The following is a 25,750-nucleotide window of genomic DNA, read 5'->3' on the forward strand; positions in this document are numbered from 1 at the left end:
TTATCCTGTTTATCCTCGCGTTCATTCCGCAGTTCGTGGACCCGGCACAGCCGATCCTGCCGCAATTCCTGATCTACGGCGGCACAATTGCGGTGTTGGGCTTCATCGTGAAGTCAGGCGTGGGCATGACCGCCGGTGGTCTGGGTCGCGCGCTGGCCCGGAACCCGATCATTGAACGTGTGCTGCGCTGGGTAACGGCGGGGGGCTTTGGCGCCCTGGCTGCCCGCGTCGCCTTTGCCGGAGCGCGCCCATGAGCCGTATTGACGAAAGCCTTGATTTCATTGCCATTCGGATCGCCGTTCTGACGGTCAGTGACACGCGGTCGCTGGACGAGGACCGGTCGGGTGACGTGCTGGTAGGCAGGTTGACGGATGCGGGGCATGTGCTGGCCGATCGCAAGGTGCTTCCGGATGAACGGGCGCTGATTGCAGCGCAGTTGCGTGCCTGGTGCGATGATCCGGAGATTGACGTGGTTCTGTCCACCGGTGGCACCGGTCTAACGGGCCGCGATGTGACGGTCGAAGCGCATCGTGATGTCTATGAAAAAGAGATCGACGCCTTCGGCACAGTCTTCACCATTGTGTCGATGCAAAAGATCGGGACCAGCGCGGTGCAAAGCCGCGCGACAGGGGGCGTGTGCAACGGCACCTACCTTTTTGCGCTGCCGGGCAGTCCGGGGGCGTGCAAGGATGCGTGGGACGAAATTCTGGGCCGCCAGCTCGATTATCGGCACCGGCCCTGCAATTTCGTCGAAATTTTACCGCGTTTGGACGAACATCAGCGACGGAAATAGCGCGCCGCTGCGTAACAGCTTTGTTGCTTGGACATTTTCCGGGCGCTCCTAGATTATGATACGATGCCGTAGAGGCGACTAAGGGCGTACAACGAAATGAGATTTTTGAGGCAAAGCGTGATCGGCCTGGTGTTGGCCGCGCTCAGTCTGGGGCTGCTTGCCTATGCCGGGTCCATCGTGGGCAGCGCCGTGCAGGCACGGCTGTCTGAGGAACCGCGCACACCGCCCGCCCGCGAGCGTGTCTTTGCCGTAGGTGTGGTACGGGCCGAGGCGGCGACAGAGACGCCCGTGCTCGAAGCGTTTGGCGAGATTGCGAGCCGCCGCACGCTGGAACTGCGCGCTGCAACCGCGGGCCGCGTGATCGAACTGGCCGACGGGTTCGAGGATGGCGGGGATGTGACCGAGGGTCAGGTGCTTGTGCGGATTGATCCTGCCAATGCCGAAGCAGCCTTTGCCCGGGCCGAAGCGGACCTTCTGGATGCGGAGGCCGAGGTGCGCGATGCAGACCGCGCGCTGGTGCTGGCCCGGGACGAGGAACAGGCCGCACAAGTGCAGGCCAACCTGCAGGAACGTGCATTCCAGCGGCAACAGGACCTGCAAACGCGCGGTGTCGGCACCGCCGCAGCCGTCGAAAGCGCGGAATTGGCCGCATCCTCCGCACGTCAGGCGGTGTTGGCACGGCGGCAGGTTGTGACCAGCGCAGAGGCGCGCATTGATCAGGCCGCAACCCAACTGGCCCGCGCCCGCATCGCGCTGGACGAGGCGCAGCGGACGCTGGATGACACGACTGTTACGGCCCCTTTTGATGGTACGCTCAATGACACCAGCGTCGTGGCCGGGCGTCTTGTGTCCGCCAACGAACAATTGGCCACGCTGATCGACCCCGGTGCGCTTGAGGTACGCTTTCGCGTCTCGACCGCGCAGTTCTCGCGTCTGTTGAATGAAGAGGGCGGCGTGATCCGCGCACCGGTGACGGTGACATTGGATGTGGTTGGCATTGATCTGGCGGCCACCGGCACGGTCAGCCGTGCCAGCGCCGGTGGCGGGGATATGCAGACGGGTCGTCTGGTCTTTGCCCGGCTGGATACCGGGCTGGGGTTCAAGCCCGGCGATTTCGTAACCGTTGCCGTGGCAGAGCCGCCGCTGGATGCGGTCGTGCGCCTGCCCGCATCGGCGGTCGATGCGGCAAACACGGTTCTGGTTCTGGGGGAGGACAACCGTCTGGAGGAAGCAGACGTCACGCTTCTGCGTCGGCAGGGCGACGACGTGCTGGTTAGCGGTGATGCCATCGTGGGGCGCGACGTGGTCGAGGCACGCTCGCCCCTGCTGGGCGCGGGTATCTCCGTGCGGCCCCTGCGTCCGGAGGCAGATGCGGCTTCCGACGCGCCACTCGAACCCGAGATGGTGGAGTTGACCGAGGAACGACGCGCCCGGCTCGTCGCCTTTGTCGAGGCGAACCAGCGGATGCCAGCAGACGCCAAGGAACGGGTTTTGGCAAGCCTTGCCGAAACCCGCGTGCCTGCGCAGATGGTCGCCCGGCTGGAAAGCCGGATGGGGGGCTAGGTGGCGCGGCAGATACCAGAGGCAGCGGGGGGCATCCTCAGCTATTTTGTCCGTCACCGGACCGTTGCCAACCTGCTTCTGCTGGTCATGCTGGTCGCGGGTGTTGCCGCTGTACCCAACATGCGGGCCCAGTTTTTCCCCGATGTGATCGTCGACAATGTGCGCGTGAACGTGTCCTGGGACGGGGCAGGGGCCGAGGACGTGGATGCAGGCATCGTGCAGGTGCTGGAACCGGGTCTTTTGGCGGTCGAAGGGGTTGAGAGCACTGAATCCCGATCTACCGAAGGGTCGGCCACCATCACGCTGGAGTTCGAGCCGGGCTGGGATATGGCCCGTGCCGCGGATGACGTGCAGACCGCGGTGGATGCGGTCACGACCCTGCCGGACGACGCGGACGAGCCGACCGTCCGACGCGGCGCATGGCGCGACCGGGTGACGGATGTTGTGATCACCGGGCCAGTCGGCCCGCAGCAATTGGGCCTGTTTGCCGATGAATTCGTAGTGCGCCTCTTTGCGGCGGGCGTCACCCGCACCACTATTCGCGGTTTCGCCGCGCCGCAGGTGCTGGTCGAGGTGCCGTCGCTTTCGCTGATCGCGAACGAAGTCACTATGTCCGAGATTGCCGCCGCCATCGCCGCAGAGGTTGATACCGACCCCGCCGGTAATGTGACCGGCGCCAATGCCCGTGTGCGCACCGGTACGCAAAAGCGCACGCCCGAAGAGATTGGAGGCATTGTCGTGCGCTCGAACCCCGATGGTTCGAAGCTGCTGGTGCGCGATGTCGCGACAGTCCTGCAACTTGGGGCGGCGCGGAACCGCAGCTATTTCGTGGGCGATGATCCCGCCGTGTCCATCCGTGTGGACCGGTCCAACAACGGCGACGCCATTGCCATGCAGGCGACAGTGACAGAGGTCGCGGCCGAGTTGCAGGCCACTTTGCCGCCCTCCGTCTCGGTCGAATTGATCCGCACGCGGGCAGAGGCAATTTCGGCGCGCCTGAATATCCTGCTCGACAATGCGATGGTGGGTCTGGGTCTCGTCATCGCTTTGCTCTTCCTCTTTTTGAACGCACGCACGGCCTTTTGGGTCGCAGCAGGCATTCCGGTGGCTCTGCTTGCCGCTATCGCTCTGATGTATGTGGGTGGGATCACCATCAACATGGTGTCGCTTTTCGGGTTGATCATTACGCTGGGGATCGTCGTCGATGACGCCATCGTCGTGGGCGAACATGCCGACCATCGCCACCGCGCATGGGGCGAACCGCCGCTCGTCGCGGCGGAAAATGCGGCGCGGCGCATGGCGATGCCAGTATTTGCTGCGACCCTGACGACGGTCATTGCCTTCTTTGGTCTGATCGCTGTCGGCGGGCGCTTTGGTGATCTGATCCGCGACATTCCTTTTACCGTGATTGCGGTGCTGGTGGCATCCCTTGTCGAATGCTTCCTGATCCTGCCGCACCATATGGGCCATGCACTGGCCGCGTCGGACAAGCCGCGCTTCAGCCGTTTGAAGCTGGCCGTTGCCCTTGCGAGCGTGGCCGTTCTGTCGGCCGTCGTGTCGGGGGCCGTCGGCTATGTCATCTGGTCCGAAAGCATCGCCGGTTTCGTTGATGCGTGGCCTTATATGTTGGCCGGGCCCACCATTATGGCGGCGGCTTTCCTACTGGCCCCGCGTCGGCTCAAGGCGCGTTGGGTGCTGGCAATGGGCACCAAAGGGCTCGATACCCCGTCAGTTATCGTGAACGCCGGGTTCGAATGGATGCGCGAGCGGCTCTTCCGCCCGATGATGGCGGGCGTCATCGCCGCCCGTTATGTCGTGCTGGCGGGCGTGTGCGTTGTGTTGGCAAGCCAACTGGCCCTGTTCATAGAGCGCGACGTGCAATGGCGGTTTTTCAACGCGCCCGAGCGTGGATCGGTCACCGGCAATTTCGCCATGGTCGAAGGCGCAACCCGCGCCGACACGCTCGCCATGATGCGCGAGATGCAGCGCGCGACCGAGGCGCTGGGCGCGCAATATGAAGAGCGCTATGGCCGCAATCCGCTCGTTTACGTGATCGCCGAGATTGGCGGGAATGCGGGCCGTGGCCTAAGCGGGGTCGAGGCGAAGGATGCCGATCTGCTGGGCGGTATCTCCATCGAGTTGATTGACGCCGACCTGCGCCCCTATTCTTCCTTCGCCTTCGTGGCCGAGTTGCAGGACACGGTCGTGCGCCACCCACTGGTCGAAACCATCAGCTTCCGCGGTTGGCGGTCAGGGCCAGGCGGTGATGCGCTGGACGTGCAGTTCTATGGCAACGACACCGACACGTTAAAGGCCGCAGCGGAGGATCTGAAGCGCGCGCTGTTGCAGTACCCGGAGGTGAGCGCGGTCGAGGACAATCTCGCCTTCGACAAGGAGGAGTTGATCCTTGATCTGACCGCCCAAGGCCAGGCGCTGGGCTTCACCATCGACACCCTGGGCAGCGCGCTGCGCGACCGGCTGAACGGGATCGAAGCGGCGACCTTCCCCGACGGCCCCCGCAGTGCGACCATCCGGGTAGAACTGCCCGAGGGCGAGTTGACCGCCGACTTCCTGGACCGCACGCAAATGCGCACGCCTGATGGCGGCTACGTCCCCCTCGCTGACATCGTGAGCGTCGAGCAGCGCACGGGCTTTTCGACCGTCCGGCGTGAAAACGGCATCCGCCTCATCTCCGTCACGGGCGACATCTCCGAAGACGACCCGGCCCGTGCGACCGAGATCAACCGCGCGCTTGAGGAAGAAATCTTGCCCACCATCGCTGCCGAACGGCAGGTGGAGTTCCGCAAGGCCGGACTGAGCGAGCAGGAAGATGAATTCCTGTCTGACAGCCTGACCGGCCTCGTCCTGTGCCTGACAGGCATCTATCTCGTCCTCGCCTGGGTCTTTGCCAGTTGGACCCGGCCCATTGTTGTGATGGCGATCATCCCCTTCGGCCTTGTGGGTACCATCTATGGCCACCATTTGTGGGACGTACCGCTCAGCATGTTCACGGTCGTGGGCCTGCTGGGTATGACGGGGATCATCATCAACGACAGTATCGTGCTGGTCACGACCATCGACGACTACGCGAAGGATCGGGGGCTGGTCCCGTCGATCATTGACGGCGCGGCGGACCGTCTGCGGCCCGTGATGCTGACGACACTGACCACCGTGCTCGGCATGACCCCGCTGCTGTACGAGACATCGCAACAGGCGCAGTTCCTGAAACCCACAATCATCACACTGGTCTACGGTCTGGGCTTCGGCATGGTGCTGGTGCTCTTGGTGGTGCCTGCGCTTGTGGCCGTGCAGCACGATGTCTCGCGCCAGATCAAGGCGATGCGGCGGGGGTTGGCGGCCCCGGCAGCCGCCGTGCGCTGGGGATTTGTGGCACTTTGGGCGATCGTTCTGGGTTGGTTCGGCGCGACCATGGGGTACACGCTGATCACGGGGGATTTGCTGCCCGCGCTGACAGAGGCGCTGCCCGCCCTTGCAGACCGGGCGGAATTGAGTGCGGCGCTGATTGTGTTTGCAGCCGGGGTTCTGACGCTGGGTTTTGTGGGTTACGTGGTCGGCGCGCTTGTCTTGCAGATCACGCGGTGGCGCAGCGCGGTTTAACCGGCGGTGCAGCCCTGCACATCCACCGCATAGTTTGCGCCCAGAATGGTGATACGCACATCGGACCGGTCCACGGCAAAGGCACCGCCGCTGGCGTGCACCATGTCGGACACAGCCACAACCGTATTGCCGGAACGCGAGGTGCGCGCCTCGCTCACCCAGACATCGGGGACGCCGGGTTCGATCACGGCCACCTCCGTCCCACCGGTGTGGGGCAGGGCCACATGAGCCTCAATCTGCATGCCGTGCTCTGTCGGACGCAGACGGCACGTGGCGGATTGCACCTCGGCCTCAGACGCCGAATACGGCATGTCTGCCAGTGCTGCTACGATGCTGGGCGTGGGGGTCAGATCGGGGCTGTCCAGCATTTCGTCAATCTTGACCGTATGCGGGATGCACACGTCGGAACAGACGCCCATGGAAAGGGTCGTACGCAACCGCATGGGCTGACCCGGTTTGGCTGGGGTAATGTGCATGGGGATGACCACCTGATCGGTATACCCGATCGAACGCATCCCGTTCTGCTTATGAACCTCCGGCGTTGGCCAACTCAGGCTGACAGCGCCGATATTGCGGGCGCGGGACCAGTCGAAATGCGGCGGAATGCCGGCATCGCCCGGCGCGCGCCAGTACGTCTTCCACCCCGGAGCAAGCACAAGCCGCACGGCAGCGAGCCGTTGACCATTAGGCAGGTCCCAGCCCTGAATAACCTCGGTCTGCACGACATCGTCAAACCGGCCCTGTGCAAAGCTGGGCAGGGCGGTCACAGCAGCAAGGGCTGCAGCAAGGCAAAGAACACGTTTTTTCATACTCTCTACATGCAGAGTCACCTGTTCAAAGCCAAGTCACGTCCCGGTCAACTCGCTGTAACGAAACGGTGCGCGATGGCTCGCCTGCGGCACATCCTCCAGTTGCGCCGGGCGTGCCCTCACGTCATGTTATGTGCAAATGACACATGAACAGGCGATAGCGGGGGCCACGACCCTGGATTTGACCGGACAGCTTCTGGTCGCCATGCCGGGCATGGGCGATCCGCGCTTTGACCGTTCGGTGGTCTTTATCTGCGCGCATTCGGACGATGGGGCCATGGGCCTGATCGTGAACAAGCCCGCGGTTGACATGACCCTTGGCGAATTGCTGGACCAGCTTGAGATTTCGGGCAGCGATCCGGCCCGCAAGCACCCAGTGCATTTCGGTGGCCCGGTCGAAACCCAGCGCGGCTTTGTCCTGCACGGGGCTGACTACACCTCGCGCCTGCAAACGCTTGAGGTTGGCGCATTCGGGATGACGGCAACGCAGGACGTGCTTGAAGACATTGCCATCGGCGACGGTCCGGAGCGTGCGCTTGTCATGCTGGGCTATGCGGGATGGGGCCCGGGGCAGCTGGAGGGTGAGATTGCCCGCAATGGCTGGCTGACCGTTGGTGCCACCCCGCAGCTTGTGTTCGGCACCGGTGATACGTCGAAATGGATAAAGGCGCTGAATGCGCTGGGGATCGACCCGCTGGGCCTGTCCGGTGCGGCAGGGCGCGCCTAGCCGCGCGGCGCCGCTGCGCGACGCAATCTGTCATTGATGGCCTGACCCAGCCCGCAATTCGGGATCGGTGCCACGGCGATGGGTTTGCCCGTGGCATCCAGCGTATGCAGATGATCAAACAGGTTCGCCGCCGCCTCGACCAGATCGCCCGCTACAGACAGGTTCAGGTCCGACTGCATGGGGCCAAAGCCCAATAGCAGCTCGCCCGGATTAGCGATGTTCGCATTCAACCTGACGATGGCATCGGGTGCATAGTGTGACGACAGCTGCCCCGGTGCCGTGATCGCCTCGCCCGCTTGTGCCAAGGGGCCGGTGACCGCTTCGATGTCTTCTTTGGCCAGGCCACCCGGGCGCAAAAGCGCAAGCGGCGCGCCTCCGACGATGGTGGATTCCAGGCCAACATCACACGCGCCCGCATCCACCACCGCGTCGATCCGACCGTGCAGCCCGGCCATCACATGCGCTGCCGTCGTGGGGCTGATCCGCCCGGACGGATTGGCCGATGGTGCCGCGACCGGCCCGTCGAACACGCGCAGCACATCCTGTGCCACGGGATGCGACGGCACCCGGATCGCAAGCGTCTCAAGCCCCGCCGTCACCAGCGGTGACAAGCCGTGCCCGTCTTTCAGCGGTGCCACCAGCGTCAGGGGACCGGGCCAGAACCGCCGTGCGAGGGTCTCCAGCGTGCCTGAAATGTCAGCATAGCGCCGCGCCGTGTCCACATCCGGCACATGCACAATCAGCGGGTTGAAACTGGGCCGCCCTTTGGCCTCGAATATCCGCGCAACGGCGGTTCCGTTCCGCGCATCCCCACCCAGGCCATAGACCGTCTCCGTCGGAAACGACACAAGCCCACCCGCGCTCAGCAGCCGTGCGGCCTCGGCAATCCCGGCAGCGTCGGGCGCGAGGAGGGCTGTTTCAATGTTGGGCATCGGTGTTGACCTGTCGTCGCGTGACGCGGCGTTTGAGTTGCGATATCGCGACACCAGTCGCATTTATGATTTCAAACATGGCCCTTTAAGCGCCCTCGTGTCGCTTGCCAAGACTTTGCTACTCCGGAGCTGATCCATGCCGTACCGCGCCCCCGTTGATGATTACACCTTTCTCTTTGACCACGTCGTCGGGTTGGACCAGGTCGTGGCGACCGAGCGCTTTGCCGATGCGACACCGGATGTCACCACTGCGATCGTGACCGAAGCGGGCAAGCTCTGCGAGGACGTGATCGCGCCCCTGCAACGCGCCGGTGACCTGCACCCCGCGCATCTCGAAAACGGTGTCGTACGGACCTCTCCCGGCTTTGCCGAAGGCTACCGCGCCATCGCCGAAGGGGGTTGGGTCGGTATCGCGGCGGATCCCGAATATGGCGGCATGGGCCTGCCCATGACCGTGACGACAGCGGTGAACGAGATGATGAGCGCAGCCTGCCTGTCGCTGCAACTCGCGCCCCTGATGACCCAGGGCCAGATCGAGGCGCTGGAGCATCACGCCTCGGACGCGATCAAGGACCTCTACCTGCCCAAGCTGATCTCGGGCGAGTGGACGGGCACCATGAACCTGACCGAGCCGCAGGCGGGCTCGGACGTGGGTGCGCTGAGTTCCAAGGCCGAAGACAATGGCGACGGCACCTACGCCGTCACCGGCCAAAAGATCTACATCTCCTGGGGTGACAACGACATCACCGACAACGTCTGCCACCTCGTGCTCGCCCGCCTGCCGGGCGCACCTGCCGGAACCAAAGGCATCAGCCTGTTTCTTGTACCGCGCAACATCCCCGACGAGAACGGCAATGCGGGGGTGGCCAACTCGCTCAAGGTCGTCAGCCTCGAACACAAGATGGGCCTGCACGGCTCGCCGACCTGCGTGATGCAGTACGATGGCGCCAAGGGCTGGCTTGTCGGCCCCGAGGGCGGCGGCATGGCGGCCATGTTCACCATGATGAACAACGCGCGCCTTGGTGTGGGCGGTCAGGGCGTGGGGGCAGCCGAAGGCGCCTACCAGCACGCACTGGGCTACGCGCTCGACCGCAAGCAGGGCAAGACTGAGGGCGATACCGGCACCATCATCGATCACGCCGACGTACGCCGCATGCTGATGACCATGCGGGCCGAAACCTACGCCGCCCGTGGCATCGCACTGATGTGCGCGGTGGCCATCGACATGACGACGGCAACGGATGAGGACACGTGGAAGGCGCGCGCAGCACTCCTGACCCCAATCGCCAAAGCCTTCGGCACCGACATCGGCAACGAAGTGGCTGGCATGGGCATCCAGGTCCACGGCGGCATGGGTTTTGTCGAGGAAACGGGCGCTGCTCAATACGCCCGCGACGTGCGTGTGACCACGATTTACGAAGGCACCAATGGCATTCAGGCCATGGACCTTGTCGCCCGCAAGATGATGGACGGGGGCGAAGCCGCCGCCCGCATCTTTGACGAAATCGAAGCGGCGGCAGAAGAGGCCCGCGCGACCTTCCCCAAGATGGCGGAAGCCGTCTGGCAGGCCAGCGAAACCCTGCGCGAAACAACCGAATGGATGATCGCACAAAACCACCGCGTCCGCTTTGCCGGTGCCGTGCCCTACCTTCGCGCCTTCGCGCGGGTGCTCGGCGGGCACATCCACCTCGCCTCCGCCCTCAACGACCAGGGCGGTGCGCACGAGAAGGTGGCGCGCTTCTACATCCAGCGGCTCCTGCCCGAGCATGACAGCCTGCTTGCGCAGGCGCAGGCGGGCGACTACGACGTCTATGCACTGACGCCAGAAGAGTTCGCCGCCTGATGAAAGACCTCCCGCCCACCGGACTGAGATACCCGTGGGCGGAGCCGCCGGAGCATGGGCAGGCCATCGAAGTGGCCCCCGGCATCCTGTGGATGCGACTACCGCTGCCGATGAAGCTCGACCACGTGAACGTCTACGCGCTGGATGACGGCGACGGCTGGACGGTGATCGACACCGGCTTTGCATCGAAGAAAACGAAAGCCATCTGGCAATCCCTGATGGACGGCCCGCTCGGCGGCAAGCCGATCACACGGGTCATCGTCACACACCATCACCCCGACCATGTCGGCCTCGCAGGCTGGCTGCAATCCGACTTCGGCGCGGACCTCATCACCACGCGCACCGCGTGGCTCTTCGCCCGAATGCTGACGCTGGACGTACAGGACACCCCGACCGAAGAGTCACTCAATTTCTACCGCAGTGCAGGCATGGACCCTGCGATGTTGGCCCAAAGGGCCAAAGAGCGCCCGTTCAACTTCGGCGACATCGTCGCCCCCATGCCGCTTGGCTACACACGGATCAAACAGGGCGACACGATCCGGATCGGTGGGCGCACCTGGGACATCCATATCGGCAACGGTCACGCCCCCGAACATGCGACCTTCTGGAGCCGGGATGACAATATCGTCCTGTCGGGCGATCAGATTCTGCCCTCGATCAGCCCGAACATCGGCGTCTACGCCACCGAACCCATGGCCGATCCCATCGCTGACTGGCTGGAAGCCTGCGAACGGCTGCGGCTGCTGGCGCAGGACGACCACCTCGTCCTCGGCGGTCACAAGTTGCCCTTCACCGGCCTGCCCACGCGGATGCGGCAACTGATCGACAACCATCATGGCGCGCTCAAACGCCTCATAGAGTACATCGACACGCCCAAGGCTGCCTCCGAGTGTTTCGCCCCGCTCTTCAAGCGGACCATCGGCGACGGTGAATACGGCCTCGCCCTGGTTGAAGCCGTCGCGCATCTGTCGCACCTTTACCAAGAAGGGCGGGCCACCCGCCACAAACGCGAGGACGGCGCCTGGGTCTACCAAGCCGCCGAATAGGGGGCAGAACCATGACCGACGACATCACCAGCCAGATCAACACCGCCGCCGAAGCGGTCGAGGCGGCGGCCCTGCCGCGCGCACACGAGGTCCATTGCGAACCCGGTGCGCGCAACGCGGCCGATCAGCCGGTGCCCAAAGGCGTCACCAAGACACCCACCGAACAGAAAAGCCCCGCGCAATGGGCCTATGAACGCATCATCCTCTACCTCAAGAACTTCGAGGAAAGCCTGGATAACGAACACGAGATGGCGATGGGGTTCACGGGCGGCGATGCGGGCGTGCTGCGAATCGAAGGCATGGGATACTTCCCGCCAGACATCGTGACCTTCTACGGGATGGACGGGGCAGGGGCCAAAACGCAGGCGATCCAGCATGTGAGCCAACTCAACGTCATGCTGCGGGCCCTGCCAAAGGCCGTGGAACAGGCCGAACCGCGCCGCATCGGCTTCCGGCTCGCGCAGGATCTGGAAGATGACTAGGGCGTGCTGCAAAGACGCAGTGACAGGGTGCGCGTGATGCTTTAAAGCGCGGCCCAAGCTGAATTCGAAGGGAACCGGAACATGGCGGAACACAAAATCGGTGAGATGGACATCGAAGCGCAGGAAAAGACCTTTGACGGGTTCATGTCCTGGGTGACGTGGTCGGTGGTCATCATCCTCGTCCTGCTGGTCGGCATGGCGATCTTTATTTCCTGATCTAAGCGCGTTTTTTCAAACTACGTGATTTAAGAAAGTCATTGGGGAGTGTCGGGAATGCGTTGGTTTGCAGTCCTTGCGGTGTGCGGCGTGCTTGCAGGCTGTGCCGCACCGCCCGAAGCCCCCTATGCCTCTGACGCGCGCGTTGCCTCTGTCGCCTATCGCGAACCGGGGCCCGCAACGCTGACCGTTCTGACGATGGTGTCAAACCGCGACGGCTCGGGCGGGCATTCGGCCCTGATGATCAACGGCAGCCAGCGGGTGATCTTTGACCCCGCGGGCTCTTTCGTGAACGACCGTGTGCCGGAACAGGAAGACGTGCTTTACGGCGTGTCGCCCGCCGTGCTGAAGGGCTACAAAAGCGCCCATGCCCGCAGCACCTATCACGTGGTCAGCCAGACGGTCGAAGTGACCCCCGAACAGGCCGAAGTCGCCTTGCGTCTGGCGCAAAGCAATGGTGCTGTGCCCCGTGCCTTCTGCACCAGCGCCAACACCGCATTGCTGCGCCAGGTGCCAGGATTCGAAAGCATCAAAAGCACATTCTTTCCCACCAAACTGATGGAGCAGATGGCCTCCTATCCCGGTGTGGTCGAGGAAAAGTATTTCGAGGATGATGAAGGCACCATCGTCGACGGCATCGAAAAGCTGGTGATCGCCGACTGACGGGGCCGGACGCTGTTTGACTGCGTCAAAGCCGCCCCGCCCACCGTCCCGTCAAAGGACGTAGACCAGCACGATCAGCGTGACAGCACCCGCACCAATGGCCGCAAACACATTTCGTGTCCACATGCCCACCCCGAGCGTCGCCAGCGCAGCGACCACGCGCGTGATGTCCGTACTGCCGTTCTCACCAGAATAGACCACCAATGGAGCGACAAGCGCTGGCAGGATTGCGACCGCCGTGTAGCGCAGGTGCCGCAACAGCCATTCGGGCAGGGGCCTGTCCCCCACGAAACCCAGAAAGGTGAAGCGCAGCAAGAAGCTGCCCACGCCCAGCCCAATGATCACCGTCCAGAGGGTCGCACTGTCGATCATGCCCCGCGCCCCTTCAGCATCACCTCGGCCTGCGCGCCCGCCATCATGCCCGCCGCCCCCGCGATGATCAGGCCCAGCGAGTAGGGGACCGGCACAGCCAGTAGTCCCACGATCACCGCCACCACGGCCGCCACAAGATGCGGCAGGGTCCGGACCATCGGTGCGACCATCGACAGGAACGCGATGGGTAGGGCAAAGTCGAGCGGCAGGTCCTGCGGCAATTGCGTGCCCACAGCGGCGCCCAGATAGCTCATCCCGAACCAGACGATCATGACCAGCAGGCAGCTGCCAAAGTAGTACGCCATCCGCTGCGGCACGCTCAGCTCCGGCTCCGCGTCAAACTTCGCGTGGCTCAGGGCATAGCTTTGATCGACCAGCAGATACGCCGCAAACACCCGCTGCCACAGCGGCGCGCGACCCAAGTACGGGGTCAAGGCGGCGGAATACATCGCCACCCGCAGGTTCACCGCCAACGCCGACAGGATCACAATAACGGTCGGCGCATCATTCTCCATGACCTGCAATGCGGTAAACTGCGCTGCCCCCGCAATCACCACCAGGGAAAACGTCATCACCTCGAACACATTCAGCCCGGCCTCGGTCGCCAACACACCAAAGAGCAGCGCAAAGGGGCCAGCCACGAAGATAAACGGTGCGCCGTCGCGCACGCCCGCCCAAAAAGCGGATTTGGTGGTGGTGATGGGCATGAGGGGGCCTTAATGTAACCCGGCAAGATGTAGGCGCTGCCCGGGGAGGATGCAATTGGCACGTGACAGCGACACGACTGGATACCTGATCGCGCCCGATCCCGGGGCCGCGCGGCTCACCCGTGCGGTGACGGGCCACGACCACACCGGGGCCGAAACGCAGATCAGCGTGGTCGAAGAACGCCCCCTTACCATCTACCTGAATTCACAGGAGATTGTGACGGCCATGACCATCGGGGACTACCCTGATTACCTGGCCCTCGGCTTCTTGCGCAACCAACGGATGCTGACCGATGCCGACACCGTTACGCGCGTGGACTATGACGAGGAACTCGAAACCGTCGTCGTGCGCACCGCCACGCCCACCAACCACGAAGACAAGCTGAAGAAGAAAACCCGCACCAGCGGCTGCGCCGTCGGCACCGTCTTCGGTGACATGATGGAGGGGCTGGAGGACACCACGCTGCCACAGGCCGAGGTCCGCACCTCCTGGCTCTATGCCCTCTCAGCCACCATCAACCGCACCCCATCCCTCTACCTCGAAGCGGGCGCGATCCACGGCACGGTGCTCTGCCAGCAGGACCAGCCGCTTGTCTACATGGAGGATGTGGGCCGCCACAACGCCGTCGACAAAGTGGCCGGCTGGATGCTGCAGAACGGGTCCGACCCGGCGGACAAGATCCTCTACACCACTGGCCGCCTTACCTCGGAAATGGTCATAAAAACGGCGCTCATGGGTATCCCCGTCCTCGCCTCCCGCTCCGGCTTCACCGCCTGGGGCGTTGAGATCGCACGCGAGGTGGGCCTCACCCTCATCGGGCGCATGCGCGGCCAACGCTTCGTCTGCCTGAGCGGAGAAGAACGGCTGATCCGCGACACTGACCCCGCTAGCGTCCGCGATGAACCCAAGGGCGCAGGACGCAAGGGCGCGGCATGAAACCACCTTTGGGCGTGATCCTCGCGGGCGGGCAAGCCACGCGCATGGGCGGTGGCGACAAAGGGTTGCTGCGTGCTGGCGACACGCGCCTGATCGACCACGTCATCGACCGGCTGTCACCCCAAGTGGACGGGCTCGCGCTCAACGCCAACGGCGACCCGGCGCGCTTTGCCGACCTGAAAATGCCTGTCATCCCCGACAGCATCAACGGTTTCGCAGGCCCCCTCGCGGGCGTACTGGCCGGTCTCGACTGGGCGGCAACCCAAGGCGCTGACACCATCGTCACCGCCGCCGCCGATACACCCTTCTTCCCCTGCGATCTCGTGCCACGCCTGCAACTCGCGACCGAAGGGATGCAGCACCCGCTCGCCCTCGCCGCCACGCCCGACCTGAAACGGGGCAAGGCGCGGCACCCCACCTTCGGCCTCTGGCCCGTGGCACTCCGCGACGACCTGCGGGCGGCCCTTCAGGACGGTCTGCGCAAGGTCGTCCTCTGGACCGATAAACACGATGGCCGCACAGCACTCTTCCCCGACGAAGATGCCTTTTTCAACGTGAACACCCCCGCTGATCTGGAGCGGGCCAAGACCATAGCCAAGGAACTACAATGAAGATTTACGGCGTCGTTGGCTGGAAAAATGCAGGCAAAACCGGCCTGATGGAACGGCTCGTGACCGAAATCACCGGGCGCGGCATCACCGTTTCGACCGTCAAGCATGCCCACCACACCTTCGACGTGGACCACCCGGGCAAGGACAGCCACCGCCACCGCGTCGCGGGGGCCTCCGAGGTTCTGCTGGCTTCCCGCAACCGCGTTGCGCTGATGCAGGAGCTGCGCGATCAAGACGAACCGACGCTCGATCACCTGCTCAAACGGCTCAGCCCCGTCGATCTGGTGCTGGTCGAGGGCTATAAGCGCGACGCCCACCCCAAGGTCGAGGCGCACAGGGCCGAGACGGGCAATCCGCTTATCGCCCCTGACGACCCCACGATCCGCGCGATCGCCAGTGATACGGCACTCGACATGGATCGCCCGGTCTTCGACCTGAACGACACCAAGTCGATTGCCGATTTCATCCTGTCCGAGGTCGGGCTTTGAATGTCAGCGACACCGGCGCGGTGTGCGACACCGGCGCGGTGTTCGACACCATTGTCGTGGCCGACTGGTCCGCAGGCAAACGCCGCCCCGCGCGGCCCAGCAAGGATGCGATCTGGCTGGGGATTGCGCGCCACGGCGTCGCCAAAGACCCGATCTACTGCCGGTCGCGGCAGGACGCCGAGGCACAGATAAGGCAGATCATCGACGCCGAAGTAGCCGCAGGGCGCAGGCTTCTTCTCAGTTTCGATTTTCCCTTCGGATACCCGCAGGGTCTCGCCCGTCACATCACCGGCAGCGACGATCCCTTCGCCCTTTGGGACTGGATCAGTACGCGCATCACTGACACGCCAGACGGCACGAACAATCGTTACGCCGTGGCCGAAGAGATGAACGCGCAATTCGAAGGCCCGGGCCCGTTCTGGGGCAAGCCCAACCAGACCGACTGGTCGGGCGTGCCCTACCGCAAAGCCGGGATCATCTACGACACGATCCCCGAACGGCGCACCTGCGATCTGGCGGCCAAGGCCGCCTCAAGCTGTTTTCAATTGGCCTTTCCGCCGACTGTAGGCGGACAAATCCTGATGGGACTGCCCACATTGAACCGGCTGCGCCAGCGCCCCGACGTCGCCGTCTGGCCCTTTGAAGATTTTACCTATGCGCCTGTTGTGTTGGCCGAGATTTGGCCCGGTCTTATCGAACCAGCGGTCAAGACCACACAATCGGACGACATCCGCGACGCAGTGCAGGTCCGCCTGCTCGCCACCGCCCTGTCACGCCTGCCCGCCGCCACGCTCCATGCATGGATGACCGACTTGCCGGACGCCGCACGCGAAGAAGCCTGGATACTTGGCGCGGGTCACACTGCCGAGCTTGTTTCCCATGCCGAGGACACCGATGCCGCCGCTTAAGAACGACTGTTTTGCCTTGCCGCCCGGTGTCCACTGGACCCCCGTGGACGAGGCGCTCGCCGACCTCCGCACCCGGCTCTCCTGCGTGGTGGGTACCGAAACAGTACCCGTCTCGGGCGCCCTCGACCGCATCCTCGCAACTGACATCACAGCCCCGCGCGCGCATCCTCCACTGCCGAACACCGCCGTAGATGGTTACGGTTTCCTTAACGGACGCGGGGAGGGTGGCCACCACATCTCGCTCGTCGCGCAACATATGCCCGCCGGAGCGACCCCCGACACAAGTGTCCCCGCGGGGACAGCCATCCGCATCCTCACCGGCGCCGCCCTTCCCCCTGGCGTCGACACGGTCATCTTGCAAGAGGATGTCGAGGTCAAAGACAGCGCCATCCACTTCACCGGCCCGATCAAGCAAGGCGCCAACACGCGCAAGGCGGGCGAGGATGTGAAAGCTGGCGACGTGATCGCGCGTGCAGGGCGCAAGCTGACGCCTGCCGACCTTGCCTTGCTGTCCGCCGTCGGTGTGTCCGAAGTGACCGCCCGCCGCCCGCTGCGGGTGGGTATCCTATCGACAGGTGACGAATTGGTGCAGCCCGGTGATGACGCCGGGCCGGGCCAGATCTATGATGCGAACCGGCCCATGCTGATGGGCCTGATGTCCCGGCTGGGACGTGCAGCCGTTGACCTCGGTCACGTCCGCGATGACCGCGATGCCTTGCGTGCGCGGCTTGATGATGCGGCGAGGCAGGTGGACGTGATCTTTACCAGCGGTGGTGCGTCGGCAGGGGATGCGGACCATGTCTCGGCCCTGTTGAACGAAGCGGGGGCGATGGCGCTGTGGCGCATCGCGATCAAGCCGGGGCGGCCCTTGGCGCTGGGGATGTGGCAGGGCAAGCCGGTCTTTGGCCTGCCAGGCAACCCGGTGGCGGCCATGGTGTGCACCCTCGTTTTCGGCGCACCTGCACTGGCTACTCTGGCCGGGGCGGAGTGGTTGCAGCCTGAAGGTTTCATGGTGCCCGCCGCGTTTTCCAAAACGAAGAAAGCGGGGCGGCGCGAGTTTCTGCGGGCGCGGATGCGCGGCGGTCGGGTAGACGTTTTTGCCTCCGAAGGATCGGGCCGGATCAGCGGGCTCAGTTGGGCCGAAGGGCTGGTGGAGCTGCCCGATGAGGCGATGAGCGTTGCGCCGGGCGATCCGGTGCGCTTCATTCCTTGGTCGGGCTTTGGCGCTTAGGCGTGGCAATCCCCGGCCCGCACCCTATGCTTTGGCCGCATGACCCAATCACACAATCAAGAGCACATCATCGTCATCGGCGCGTCCGCTGGCGGTCTCAAGCCGATGACCGAAGTGCTGAGCGTCCTGCCGCACAACCTTAATGCGCCCATTGTGGTGGCGATCCACGGTGGACGGCTGAGCCAGTTGACCGAGGTCCTGACCCGGACGGCATCGTTGCCGGTGCGCAAGGCCACCGACGGGCAGGCGCTGGAGCGGGGTGTGATCGCGGTCTGTCCTGGCGGGGAACACACGCGGATCGAAGGGCGTGTGCTGCGCCTTGGGCGTCTGCCCGATGCGGCGCGGTTCCAGCCCTCGGTCAACCTGCTGTTTCGCAGCGCGGCCGAACATTACGGCGCGGGCACGGTCGCGGTTGTTCTGTCGGGCAACCTCAATGACGGCACCGAAGGGGCGCAGGACGTCCACGCTGTGGGAGGGGTGATGCTGGTGCAGGCCCCGGCAGAGGCGGACTATCCGTCGATGCCAGCCAGCATTGTGCTGCATGATCACCCGGACGCGGTGCTTCAGGCCGAGGATATTGCAGGGCGGCTGCTTGAGCTTGTGGGGTCGCGCGGTTTGGTGCGGGCCAGCTAGCTAGTCAAACGTGCCCGCCACCCGGCCCAGCAGCATGAACGCGCGCGCGGTACGGGTGTCGCTGAGGGCTGAAATCTCGGCATCCGTGGCGGTTTCTGTGAAGGCCGAAACCGTCTGATCAAAGCGGCGCAGGAAGTGGTGCGCGGCGTCGCGGAAAATCGGGTCCTGCTTCATCCGACCCGCCGAGAGGGCCAAGGATGAACGATCCCTTACACCACCGAGCGGTGCCACGGCGCGGCCACGGGCACCTTGGGCAAACTGGCGCCACACCTCGGGGCGCGCGCGATCGGGGCGCAGATCGTCCATGTAGATGCCGTCCTGGCTGAGCAGGGTGAGGATGTCCTGAGCGGCCTGAACCAGTTGCGCGGTCGTGCGGTCGCGCATGGCCTTGCGCAGCGCCGCGAACCCTTCCTCGTCCTCCGCCGTTTCGGGGAAGTTGAGGGCGCGGATAAAATCCTCCGCGGCGAGGGGCGGGGCGATGTCCTCGGCGCTGGTGCCGAGGGCGAGGGCGGGTTGATCGCCTGTGACCTCGGGCTGTGCGACCTGCTGGGGTGCGGGGGCCTGTTCGCGCCTGCTTTGGAACGTGGCGAGCGCGGTTTCCGTTTTGCGCGTGGCGGCGGCGATCTCGTCGAGCTTGCGGGCGACCGAGGGCTCATCCGCCACGTTGCGGCCCTGGTTTTGCGCAATATAGGCCTGCCGGATCGCATCGATGGCGGTTTGCAGGCGCTGGCTTTCCTCGCGCATCACCTTGCTGGAGCGGGCGGCCGTGGCCGCGACCCAGATCATCGCCACCGGCATGAAGATGGCGAGCATCGTGATCAGAAAGCGCAACCCCTCGCCGGTTCCCGCCGGATCATCACCGGCAAGCAGGAAATAGGCGGCAGCCCCCACGAGCCAGACGGCTGTCAGGATCAGGGCAGCGACTTCGATGCCTGTGATGCCTTCGGCGCTGGGTTTGTCGTAGATTCCCAGCGGTGTCGGGCGCGTCTGTGGTTCGGGCTTTTCGGCCATGGCCTCAGCTATAGCTGATTTTCAGGACTTCATAGGACTTTTCACCGCCCGGTGTGCGCACCTCGACGCTGTCGCCCTCTTCCTTGCCGATCAGTGCCCGCGCGATGGGCGATTTTATGTTCAAAAGGCCTTTTTCGATGTTGGCCTCGTATTCGCCTACGATCTGGTAGGTCTTTTCCTCGTCCGTGTCCTCGTCCACGAGCGTGACGGTGGCGCCGAACTTGATGGCGCCTGACATCTTTGACGTGTCGATGATGTCGGCGAGCGAAATCACGCCTTCGAGTTCTTTGATCCGGCCCTCGACAAAGGACTGCTTTTCCTTGGCCGAGTGGTATTCGGCGTTTTCCGACAGGTCACCATGTTCGCGCGCCTCGGCAATCGCCTTGATGATGGCGGGGCGTTCCTCGGTCTTGAGGTGCTTGAGTTCCGTTTCCAGTGCGGTGGCACCGGCGCGGGTCATCGGGATCTTTTCCATCGGCGTCGTCCTAATAAACTGCGGCGGCCCGCGTTGGAGCCGCCGTTGTTTGCGATGGGTGTTACCTGACCCAATGGGGCGGGGGAATGCAAGGGGGTATGGGGGCCAGCCCCGGTCGCTTGCGCGACTCCCCCGAAGTATTTTCAGCCAGAAGAAAGAGACTGGCGCAGGCTGGCCTAGTCGTATTGGACCACTTCGAATTCGATATTGTCGTCGTCGTGGAAGTAGAAGCGGCGGCCTGGTTCGTAGTCGTGGTGCTGGCCCACGCGGAACCCTTTGGCCCGCGCGCCGTTTTCGATCTGTTCAAGGTCGTCCGTCACGATGGCGATGTGGTTCAGCCCGCCGATGGTGGCGTAGGAGCTTTCACTGCCCTTTGCCGCCGTGGCCTGCGTGTAGAGCGCGAGATAATGCTTGTCCGTTCCGACGTGGACGGTGCGCCCGTCCTCCATCGCGTTGCCGGCCCACCGGATGTGCCAGCCAAAGAGGTCGCACATCCATGCGGCGGTTGTATCGGGGTTCGAGACGGTCAGATTGGTGTGTTCGAGCATGGCTGGCATGGTTTGGTCCTTTCGTCATTTTACCTTCCCTTTGCGGTTGGGTGAGGGCATCCTGCGACCTCAAGTCAACTTGAGGTCAAGAGGTTTTTTTTCATGACGCCATCCGAGGGGTTGAGCATTGGCGAGATTGCGGAGCGGACCGGTTTGGCGGTGTCTGCCATCCGCTATTACGAGGACGAGGGGCTGGTGGCCCCGTTGCGCAATGCGTCTGGGCGGCGGCGGTTTCAGCGCGCCGACATCCGGCGGCTGAGTTTCATCATGGTGGCGCAGCAGTTCGGGTTCACGCTGGCGCAGATCAAGGCAGAGCTGGACCTGCTGCCGCGCCACCGTGCGCCCAACAAACGCGACTGGGCGCGTATCAGCACCGAGTTTCGGGAGGGGTTGGATGCCCGCATCGCGCGGTTGGAAAAGCTGCGCGATACGCTGGATGGCTGTATCGGGTGCGGGTGTCTGAGTCTGGAGGCTTGTGCGCTTTACAATCCGCGCGATGCGGCGGCCGAAAAGGGGCAGGGCCCCCGCTATTTGCTGGGAGATCGCCCATCAGATGTCACGTCGTAGCGTAATTTTGCGTAACGTGTCGTCGTTTCGTGAATTTTTTGTGGATTTTTTCACGGGGACAGTTCACCACATTGCGGAAGCCCTATCTAACAGGTAGCGACGACCAAATTTGCGCAGATGCGCCGGGAGCAAGAGGGGAGCCACCGGATGGCCGAGATTGAACGCGAAGCGATGGAATATGACGTGGTGATCGTGGGGGCGGGCCCTGCTGGTCTATCCGCCGCCATTCGTCTCAAGCAGTTGGATGCCGATCTGAACGTTGTGGTTCTTGAGAAGGGATCTGAGGTTGGTGCGCATATCCTGTCGGGTGCTGTTCTGGATCCCGTGGGTCTGGATGCGCTGATCCCGGACTGGAAGGAGAAGGGCGCGCCGCTGAACGTGCCCGTCAAGGACGACAACTTCTACATGCTGGGTGAGGCGGGGCAGATCCGCATCCCCAACGCGCCCATGCCGCCGCTGATGAACAACCACGGCAACTACATCGTGTCGATGGGCAATGTCTGCCGCTGGATGGCGGAGCAGGCCGAGGAAATGGGGGTTGAGATCTTCCCCGGTATGGCGTGTTCCGAGCTGGTCTATGGCGACAATGGCGAGGTGAAGGGCGTTGTTGCTGGTGTCTTTGGCCTAGAAGAAGATGGGTCGATTGGCGAGAACACCGAGCCGGGGATGGAGCTGCACGGCAAGTATGTGTTCCTGTCCGAAGGCGTGCGCGGGTCGCTGTCGAAGGAAGTCATCGCCAAGTACGATCTGGCCGAGGGCAAGGAGCCTCAGAAATACGGCCTTGGCATGAAAGAGATCTGGGAGATTGACCCCGAGAAGCACAAGGAAGGGTCTGTCACCCACACGATGGGCTGGCCGCTGGAATCCAATGCGGGCGGTGGGTCCTTCATCTATCACCTTGATAACAATCAGGTTTATGTCGGGTTTGTGGTTCACTTGAACTACAAGAACCCGCACCTGTTCCCCTACATGGAATTCCAGCGCTTCAAGCATCACCCGATGGTGGCTGAGCTTTTGAAGGGCGGGAAGCGCGTGGCCTATGGCGCGCGGGCGATTTCCGAGGGTGGTTACCAGTCGATGCCGAAGATGGTGGCCCCCGGTGTGGCGCTGCTGGGCTGTTCTGTGGGCATGGTCAACGTGCCGCGGATCAAGGGCAATCACAACGCGATGCTGTCGGGTAAGGCGGCGGCCGAGGCGGCCTTTGACGCGATCAAGGCGGAGCGGTCGGGTGACGAGCTGACCGCCTATGAGACCGAGGTGCGCGAAGGAGCCATCGGCAAGGACCTCAAGAAAGTGCGCAACGTGAAGCCGATTTGGTCCAAGTATGGACTGACGGCGTCGCTGGTGCTGGGCGGGTTCGACATGTGGACCAACACTCTGGGCTTTTCGCTTTTTGGCACCGTGGGGCATGGTAAGAACGATGCGGACGCCACGGAAGAGGCCAGCAAACACAAGCCCATCGACTATCCCAAGCCCGATGGCACGCTGTCCTTTGACAGGCTGACCAACGTGTCGTTCAGCTTTACCAACCACGAGGAAAGCCAGCCTGCGCACCTCAAGCTGACCGATGCTGCGGTGCCGGTGGCGCAGAACCTGCCGAAATATGCAGGCCCCTCGGCGCGGTATTGTCCGGCAGGCGTGTATGAGTTCGTGGAAGAAGAGGGCAAGGACACGCGCTTTGTCATCAACTTCCAGAACTGCGTGCACTGCAAGACCTGTGACATCAAGGATCCCGCGCAGAACATCACCTGGACCACGCCGCAGGGCGGGGACGGTCCGAACTACCCGAACATGTGATCATCAAAACGCCGGGCCACGCAGCCCGGCGTTTTTTCTGGCGCGCAATCGCTGACCATTTCGCGAGGTCGGATTGCACATATGCCCAGACGTGCTAGCCTTTGGTTCAAACAGCAAGAAGGCAGTGCATCCCGTGATCCGATCGCTTTTGTCCAGTGTCGCTTTGGCCGCCGTGTTGGCTGCAACGCCGCATATCGCGGCAGCCCAGTCGGTTGCAGGGTCGTACCTGGCCGCGCGGCAAGCCGCGATGACCAGCGATTTCGAGGCGGCGGCCCGCTATTACACCCAAGCGCTGGCGCGTGATCCCGGCAATGTGGAATTGATGGAGGATGCCATCGTCGCGCAAATGGCGCTGGGTCGTATTGACCGAGCCCTGCCCATCGCGCAGGCCATTGAAGAGCGTGAGGCCCGCAGTCAGGCCGCGCATATGGTCATCATCGCCGACATGCTCGCGCAGGAAGACTATGCCGGATACCTTGAACGTGATGCGGACACCCAGGGCATCGGACCGCTGGTTGATGGGCTGCTGAACGCCTGGGCACTGGTCGGCGCAGATCGCGTGGATGAGGCGATGGCCGGGTTCGATGCCGTGTCCGAACAGCGCGGCGTGCGCGGGTTCGCCATGTATCACAAGGCGATGGCCCTGGCCGGTCTGGGCCAGTTCCAAGAGGCCAGCGAGATTTTCGAGAGCGATGGCTCCGGCCCCCTGCAACAGACACGGCGTGGCGCCATGGCACGGGCTGAGGTGCTGTCGCAGCTTGGCCGGAACGAGGAAGCGGCGGCGTCGCTTGATGCTGCGTTTGGCACCGTGACGGACCCGGAGCTTGACGCCATGCACCTGGCGCTAGAGGCGGGAGAGACGCTGGCCTTTACCCATATCACGTCGGCCCGGGACGGGATGGCGGAGGTGTTCTATTCGCTGGCCGGTGCGTTGCGGCAGGATGCCGGGGCGGATTACACGCTGCTCTACGGGCGCCTCGCAAAGCACTTGCGGCCCGATCACGTAGACGCGCTGCTGTTGAACGCGGATCTTTTGGAAACGCTTGAGCAGTATGATCTTGCCAATGCGACCTACAAGCAGGTGCCCGCGGATCATCCGGCATTCCATGCAGCTGAACTGGGCCGGGCGGCGGCGTTGCGCGAATCCGGCAAGCCCGACGCGGCGATCGAGGTCTTGGAACAATTGGCCAAGCGCTTTGGCGATCTGCCCCTTGTGCACTCTACGCTTGGCGATGTCTTGCGTCAGCAAAGCGACTTCGAAGCGGCCGTTGCTGCCTATGATCGGGCGCTGGAGCTGACGGACCCGGAGGCGCGGGGGGCATGGTTCCTGCACTACGCCCGCGCGATTTCCTATGAGCGGCTGAAGGAGTGGCCGCAGGCGGAGGCTGATTTCCGGCGTGCGCTTGAGCTGAACCCCGGCCAGCCGCAGGTGCTGAATTACCTTGGCTATTCGCTGGTTGAAAAGCAGATCAAGCTGGATGAAGCGCTTGAGATGATCGAAGAGGCCGTCGCGGCCAGCCCGGACAGCGGCTACATTGTCGATAGCCTCGGATGGGTTCTGTACCGCCTTGGCCGCTATGACGAAGCGGTCGAGCATATGGAACGCGCGGTGGAGTTGATGCCGGTCGATCCGGTTGTGAACGATCATCTTGGCGACGTCTATTGGGCCGTGGGACGCGAGCGAGAGGCGCGGTTCCAGTGGATGCGCGCGCTGAGCTTTGTTGATCCGGCCGATACGGATGGCGAGGCTGATCCTGACCGGATGCGCCGCAAGTTGGAAGTGGGCTTGGACGCTGTGCTGGCCGAGGAAGGTGCGGAGCCCCTGCAGGTGGCGAATGACAATTGAGGCCTTTGCGCCCGCCAAGATCAACCTGACCCTGCATGTGACTGGCCAGCGAGATGGTGGCTATCATCTTCTTGATTCCCTTGTGGTTTTTGCCGACGTGGGCGACCGGATCGGGTTTGTTCTGGCCCCATCGATGCAGATTGAAGTGTCCGGGCCATTCTCGGTCGGGGTTCCTGACGATGACCGAAATCTGATCTGGCGCGCCGCTGTGCTGGCGGGTGTCACGGGGCAGTTTTCCCTTGAAAAGAATTTGCCCCATGGGGCTGGGATTGGGGGCGGATCGTCAGATGCCGCGGCTGTGCTGCGGCTGATGGGGGCGGAGGCGCATGCGCTTGCGCTGGGTGCGGATGTGCCTGTGTGCCTGCTGGATCTACCGCAACGAATGCGGGGGATTGGCGAGGATGTGACGCCTGTGGGTGGTGTACCTGCGCTGGACATGGTGTTGGTCAACCCGGGCGTTCACGTACCGACGCCCGATGTGTTCAAGCGTTTGCGGCAGAAAGAAAATTCCGGGATGGACAGCAAGCTTGGCTGGTCGGGTCGCGCCGGTTTCGTGGACTGGTTGAGGGCACAGCGTAACGATCTTCAAGCGCCCGCAGCATCTGGCAATCCGGCAATCTCTGCGGCGCTGACTGCCTTGAAAGGCGCAGAGGTGTCGCGCATGTCCGGTTCGGGATCGACGTGTTTTGGTGTCTATCCGGATGCTGCTGCTGCGCGGGCTGCAGCAGACCAAATCGCCGCAAGCCAGCCGCGCTGGTGGGTTCGGGCGGTGCAAACGGTCGGGGCCTAGCCCGGCACGGAATCAAGGGCGTCAGCCCGCCGTGCCAGCGGCTGCCCGCCCCACCGGGCGGCCGCTACGCCAGCCAATGCGCGCCACACGAGCGTCATAGGCAAATGACAGGCATAAATCGCTTGGAACGAGTGTCG

General features: G+C 63.6%; 26 protein-coding genes and 1 pseudogene. 20 read left to right on the forward strand and 7 right to left on the reverse strand.

What is annotated here, in order from left to right:
* From RA29_RS23160 to RA29_RS06150, 4 genes and pseudogenes are all read left to right on the forward strand, one after another.
* Positions 1-254: pseudogene (locus RA29_RS23160) on the forward strand (LysE family translocator); the annotation flags it as partial.
* A complete protein-coding gene (gene moaB, locus RA29_RS06140) occupies positions 251-793 on the forward strand; it encodes a molybdenum cofactor biosynthesis protein B (protein ID WP_039684105.1) in 543 nt (180 codons plus the stop codon). The pseudogene RA29_RS23160 and the gene moaB, both read left to right, overlap by 4 nt.
* 96 nt (positions 794-889) lie before the next feature.
* Positions 890-2,356, forward strand: a complete 1,467-nt coding sequence (locus tag RA29_RS06145; RefSeq protein ID WP_039684107.1) for an HlyD family efflux transporter periplasmic adaptor subunit — start codon at positions 890-892, stop codon at positions 2,354-2,356.
* Entirely contained in the window at positions 2,357-5,974 is a 3,618-nt protein-coding gene (locus RA29_RS06150) for an efflux RND transporter permease subunit (RefSeq protein ID WP_039684109.1), read from the forward strand. It abuts the gene before it with no gap.
* On the opposite strand, the gene RA29_RS06155 is transcribed toward RA29_RS06150, so the two are convergent.
* On the reverse strand, positions 5,971-6,783 hold the full coding sequence (locus RA29_RS06155) for a protein-disulfide reductase DsbD domain-containing protein (protein ID WP_039684111.1): 813 nt from the start codon (positions 6,781-6,783) through the stop codon (positions 5,971-5,973). The two genes, RA29_RS06150 and RA29_RS06155, sit on opposite strands and share 4 nt — an antisense overlap.
* 175 nt (positions 6,784-6,958) lie before the next feature.
* Here RA29_RS06155 and RA29_RS06160 point away from each other — a divergent pair, with 175 nt between their 5' ends.
* Positions 6,959-7,510: a YqgE/AlgH family protein gene (locus RA29_RS06160; RefSeq protein ID WP_039684496.1), complete on the forward strand. Its 552-nt coding sequence runs from the start codon at positions 6,959-6,961 to the stop codon at positions 7,508-7,510.
* Here the strand turns inward: RA29_RS06160 and RA29_RS06165 are convergent.
* Positions 7,507-8,442 (reverse strand): L-threonylcarbamoyladenylate synthase, encoded by a 936-nt coding sequence (locus RA29_RS06165; protein WP_039684498.1) that lies wholly within the window; start codon positions 8,440-8,442, stop codon positions 7,507-7,509. The genes RA29_RS06160 and RA29_RS06165 overlap by 4 nt on opposite strands.
* A gap of 136 nt (positions 8,443-8,578) precedes the next feature.
* Between RA29_RS06165 and RA29_RS06170 the strand changes: the two genes are divergently transcribed.
* The 5 genes from RA29_RS06170 to RA29_RS06190 all read left to right on the forward strand — a co-directional run bounded on the left by RA29_RS06170 (position 8,579) and on the right by RA29_RS06190 (position 12,692).
* Positions 8,579-10,285 carry an acyl-CoA dehydrogenase gene (locus RA29_RS06170; protein WP_039684113.1) on the forward strand — a complete coding sequence of 569 codons (1,707 nt, stop codon included), beginning with the start codon at positions 8,579-8,581 and terminating at the stop codon, positions 10,283-10,285.
* Positions 10,285-11,331, forward strand: coding sequence for an MBL fold metallo-hydrolase (locus RA29_RS06175; protein WP_039684115.1), 1,047 nt, complete (start codon positions 10,285-10,287; stop codon positions 11,329-11,331). Before RA29_RS06170 ends, RA29_RS06175 begins: the two co-directional genes overlap by 1 nt.
* Before the next feature lie 23 nt (positions 11,332-11,354).
* The gene (locus RA29_RS06180; protein WP_039684499.1) at positions 11,355-11,813 is read left to right on the forward strand and encodes a DUF6173 family protein; all 459 of its coding nucleotides are present in this window, start codon (positions 11,355-11,357) and stop codon (positions 11,811-11,813) included.
* An 81-nt stretch (positions 11,814-11,894) separates the two neighbouring features.
* Complete coding sequence (locus tag RA29_RS06185; protein WP_039684116.1) at positions 11,895-12,029, forward strand: aa3-type cytochrome c oxidase subunit IV; 135 nt, start codon at positions 11,895-11,897, stop codon at positions 12,027-12,029.
* Positions 12,030-12,086: 57 nt separating this feature from the next.
* Positions 12,087-12,692, forward strand: coding sequence for a hypothetical protein (locus RA29_RS06190; RefSeq protein WP_039684118.1), 606 nt, complete (start codon positions 12,087-12,089; stop codon positions 12,690-12,692).
* Between the two features lie 51 nt (positions 12,693-12,743).
* On the opposite strand, the gene RA29_RS06195 is transcribed toward RA29_RS06190, so the two are convergent.
* Together RA29_RS06195 and RA29_RS06200 are read right to left on the reverse strand one after the other, a co-directional pair.
* Positions 12,744-13,064, reverse strand: a complete 321-nt coding sequence (locus RA29_RS06195) for an AzlD domain-containing protein (protein WP_039684120.1) — start codon at positions 13,062-13,064, stop codon at positions 12,744-12,746.
* Complete coding sequence (locus tag RA29_RS06200; RefSeq protein ID WP_039684123.1) at positions 13,061-13,771, reverse strand: AzlC family ABC transporter permease; 711 nt, start codon at positions 13,769-13,771, stop codon at positions 13,061-13,063. The genes RA29_RS06195 and RA29_RS06200 overlap by 4 nt, the downstream gene beginning before the upstream one ends.
* 49 nt (positions 13,772-13,820) lie before the next feature.
* On the opposite strand from RA29_RS06200, the gene RA29_RS06205 reads away from it, so the two are divergent.
* Genes RA29_RS06205 through RA29_RS06230 form a run of 6 tightly spaced genes read left to right on the forward strand, consistent with a single transcriptional unit; the run spans position 13,821 to position 18,579 of the window.
* Positions 13,821-14,708, forward strand: a complete 888-nt coding sequence (locus RA29_RS06205) for a formate dehydrogenase accessory sulfurtransferase FdhD (protein ID WP_039684125.1) — start codon at positions 13,821-13,823, stop codon at positions 14,706-14,708.
* On the forward strand, positions 14,705-15,319 hold the full coding sequence (gene mobA, locus RA29_RS06210; protein WP_039684126.1) for a molybdenum cofactor guanylyltransferase MobA: 615 nt from the start codon (positions 14,705-14,707) through the stop codon (positions 15,317-15,319). Before RA29_RS06205 ends, mobA begins: the two co-directional genes overlap by 4 nt.
* Positions 15,316-15,807, forward strand: coding sequence for a molybdopterin-guanine dinucleotide biosynthesis protein B (gene mobB / locus RA29_RS06215; RefSeq protein ID WP_039684129.1), 492 nt, complete (start codon positions 15,316-15,318; stop codon positions 15,805-15,807). The genes mobA and mobB overlap by 4 nt, the downstream gene beginning before the upstream one ends.
* A complete protein-coding gene (locus RA29_RS23815) occupies positions 15,804-16,715 on the forward strand; it encodes a hypothetical protein (protein ID WP_052249506.1) in 912 nt (303 codons plus the stop codon). The genes mobB and RA29_RS23815 overlap by 4 nt, the downstream gene beginning before the upstream one ends.
* On the forward strand, positions 16,702-17,946 hold the full coding sequence (glp, locus tag RA29_RS23820; RefSeq protein ID WP_342666389.1) for a gephyrin-like molybdotransferase Glp: 1,245 nt from the start codon (positions 16,702-16,704) through the stop codon (positions 17,944-17,946). The genes RA29_RS23815 and glp overlap by 14 nt, the downstream gene beginning before the upstream one ends.
* 39 nt (positions 17,947-17,985) lie before the next feature.
* Complete coding sequence (locus RA29_RS06230) at positions 17,986-18,579, forward strand: chemotaxis protein CheB (protein WP_039684132.1); 594 nt, start codon at positions 17,986-17,988, stop codon at positions 18,577-18,579.
* Here the strand turns inward: RA29_RS06230 and RA29_RS06235 are convergent, their stop codons facing one another.
* The 3 genes from RA29_RS06235 to RA29_RS06245 form a co-directional block, all read right to left on the reverse strand.
* Entirely contained in the window at positions 18,580-19,590 is a 1,011-nt protein-coding gene (locus tag RA29_RS06235) for a hypothetical protein (protein ID WP_082029456.1), read from the reverse strand. It lies immediately after the preceding gene.
* A 4-nt stretch (positions 19,591-19,594) separates the two neighbouring features.
* Positions 19,595-20,065 carry a transcription elongation factor GreA gene (gene greA, locus RA29_RS06240; protein WP_039684136.1) on the reverse strand — a complete coding sequence of 157 codons (471 nt, stop codon included), beginning with the start codon at positions 20,063-20,065 and terminating at the stop codon, positions 19,595-19,597.
* 176 nt (positions 20,066-20,241) lie between these two features.
* Positions 20,242-20,622 (reverse strand): VOC family protein, encoded by a 381-nt coding sequence (locus RA29_RS06245; protein WP_039684139.1) that lies wholly within the window; start codon positions 20,620-20,622, stop codon positions 20,242-20,244.
* A gap of 93 nt (positions 20,623-20,715) precedes the next feature.
* Between RA29_RS06245 and soxR the strand changes: the two genes are divergently transcribed.
* The 4 genes from soxR (at position 20,716) to RA29_RS06265 (ending at position 25,613) form a co-directional block, all read left to right on the forward strand.
* Entirely contained in the window at positions 20,716-21,180 is a 465-nt protein-coding gene (gene soxR, locus RA29_RS06250; protein ID WP_039684141.1) for a redox-sensitive transcriptional activator SoxR, read from the forward strand.
* 147 nt (positions 21,181-21,327) lie between these two features.
* The gene (locus RA29_RS06255) at positions 21,328-22,977 is read left to right on the forward strand and encodes an electron transfer flavoprotein-ubiquinone oxidoreductase (protein ID WP_039684503.1); all 1,650 of its coding nucleotides are present in this window, start codon (positions 21,328-21,330) and stop codon (positions 22,975-22,977) included.
* A 136-nt stretch (positions 22,978-23,113) separates the two neighbouring features.
* On the forward strand, positions 23,114-24,823 hold the full coding sequence (locus RA29_RS06260) for a tetratricopeptide repeat protein (protein WP_039684505.1): 1,710 nt from the start codon (positions 23,114-23,116) through the stop codon (positions 24,821-24,823).
* Positions 24,813-25,613, forward strand: a complete 801-nt coding sequence (locus tag RA29_RS06265) for a 4-(cytidine 5'-diphospho)-2-C-methyl-D-erythritol kinase (RefSeq protein WP_039684143.1) — start codon at positions 24,813-24,815, stop codon at positions 25,611-25,613. Before RA29_RS06260 ends, RA29_RS06265 begins: the two co-directional genes overlap by 11 nt.
* The last annotated feature ends 137 nt before the right edge of the window (positions 25,614-25,750 follow it).

Source organism: Tateyamaria sp. ANG-S1 (assembly GCF_000814025.1).
Lineage (GTDB): Bacteria > Pseudomonadota > Alphaproteobacteria > Rhodobacterales > Rhodobacteraceae > Tateyamaria.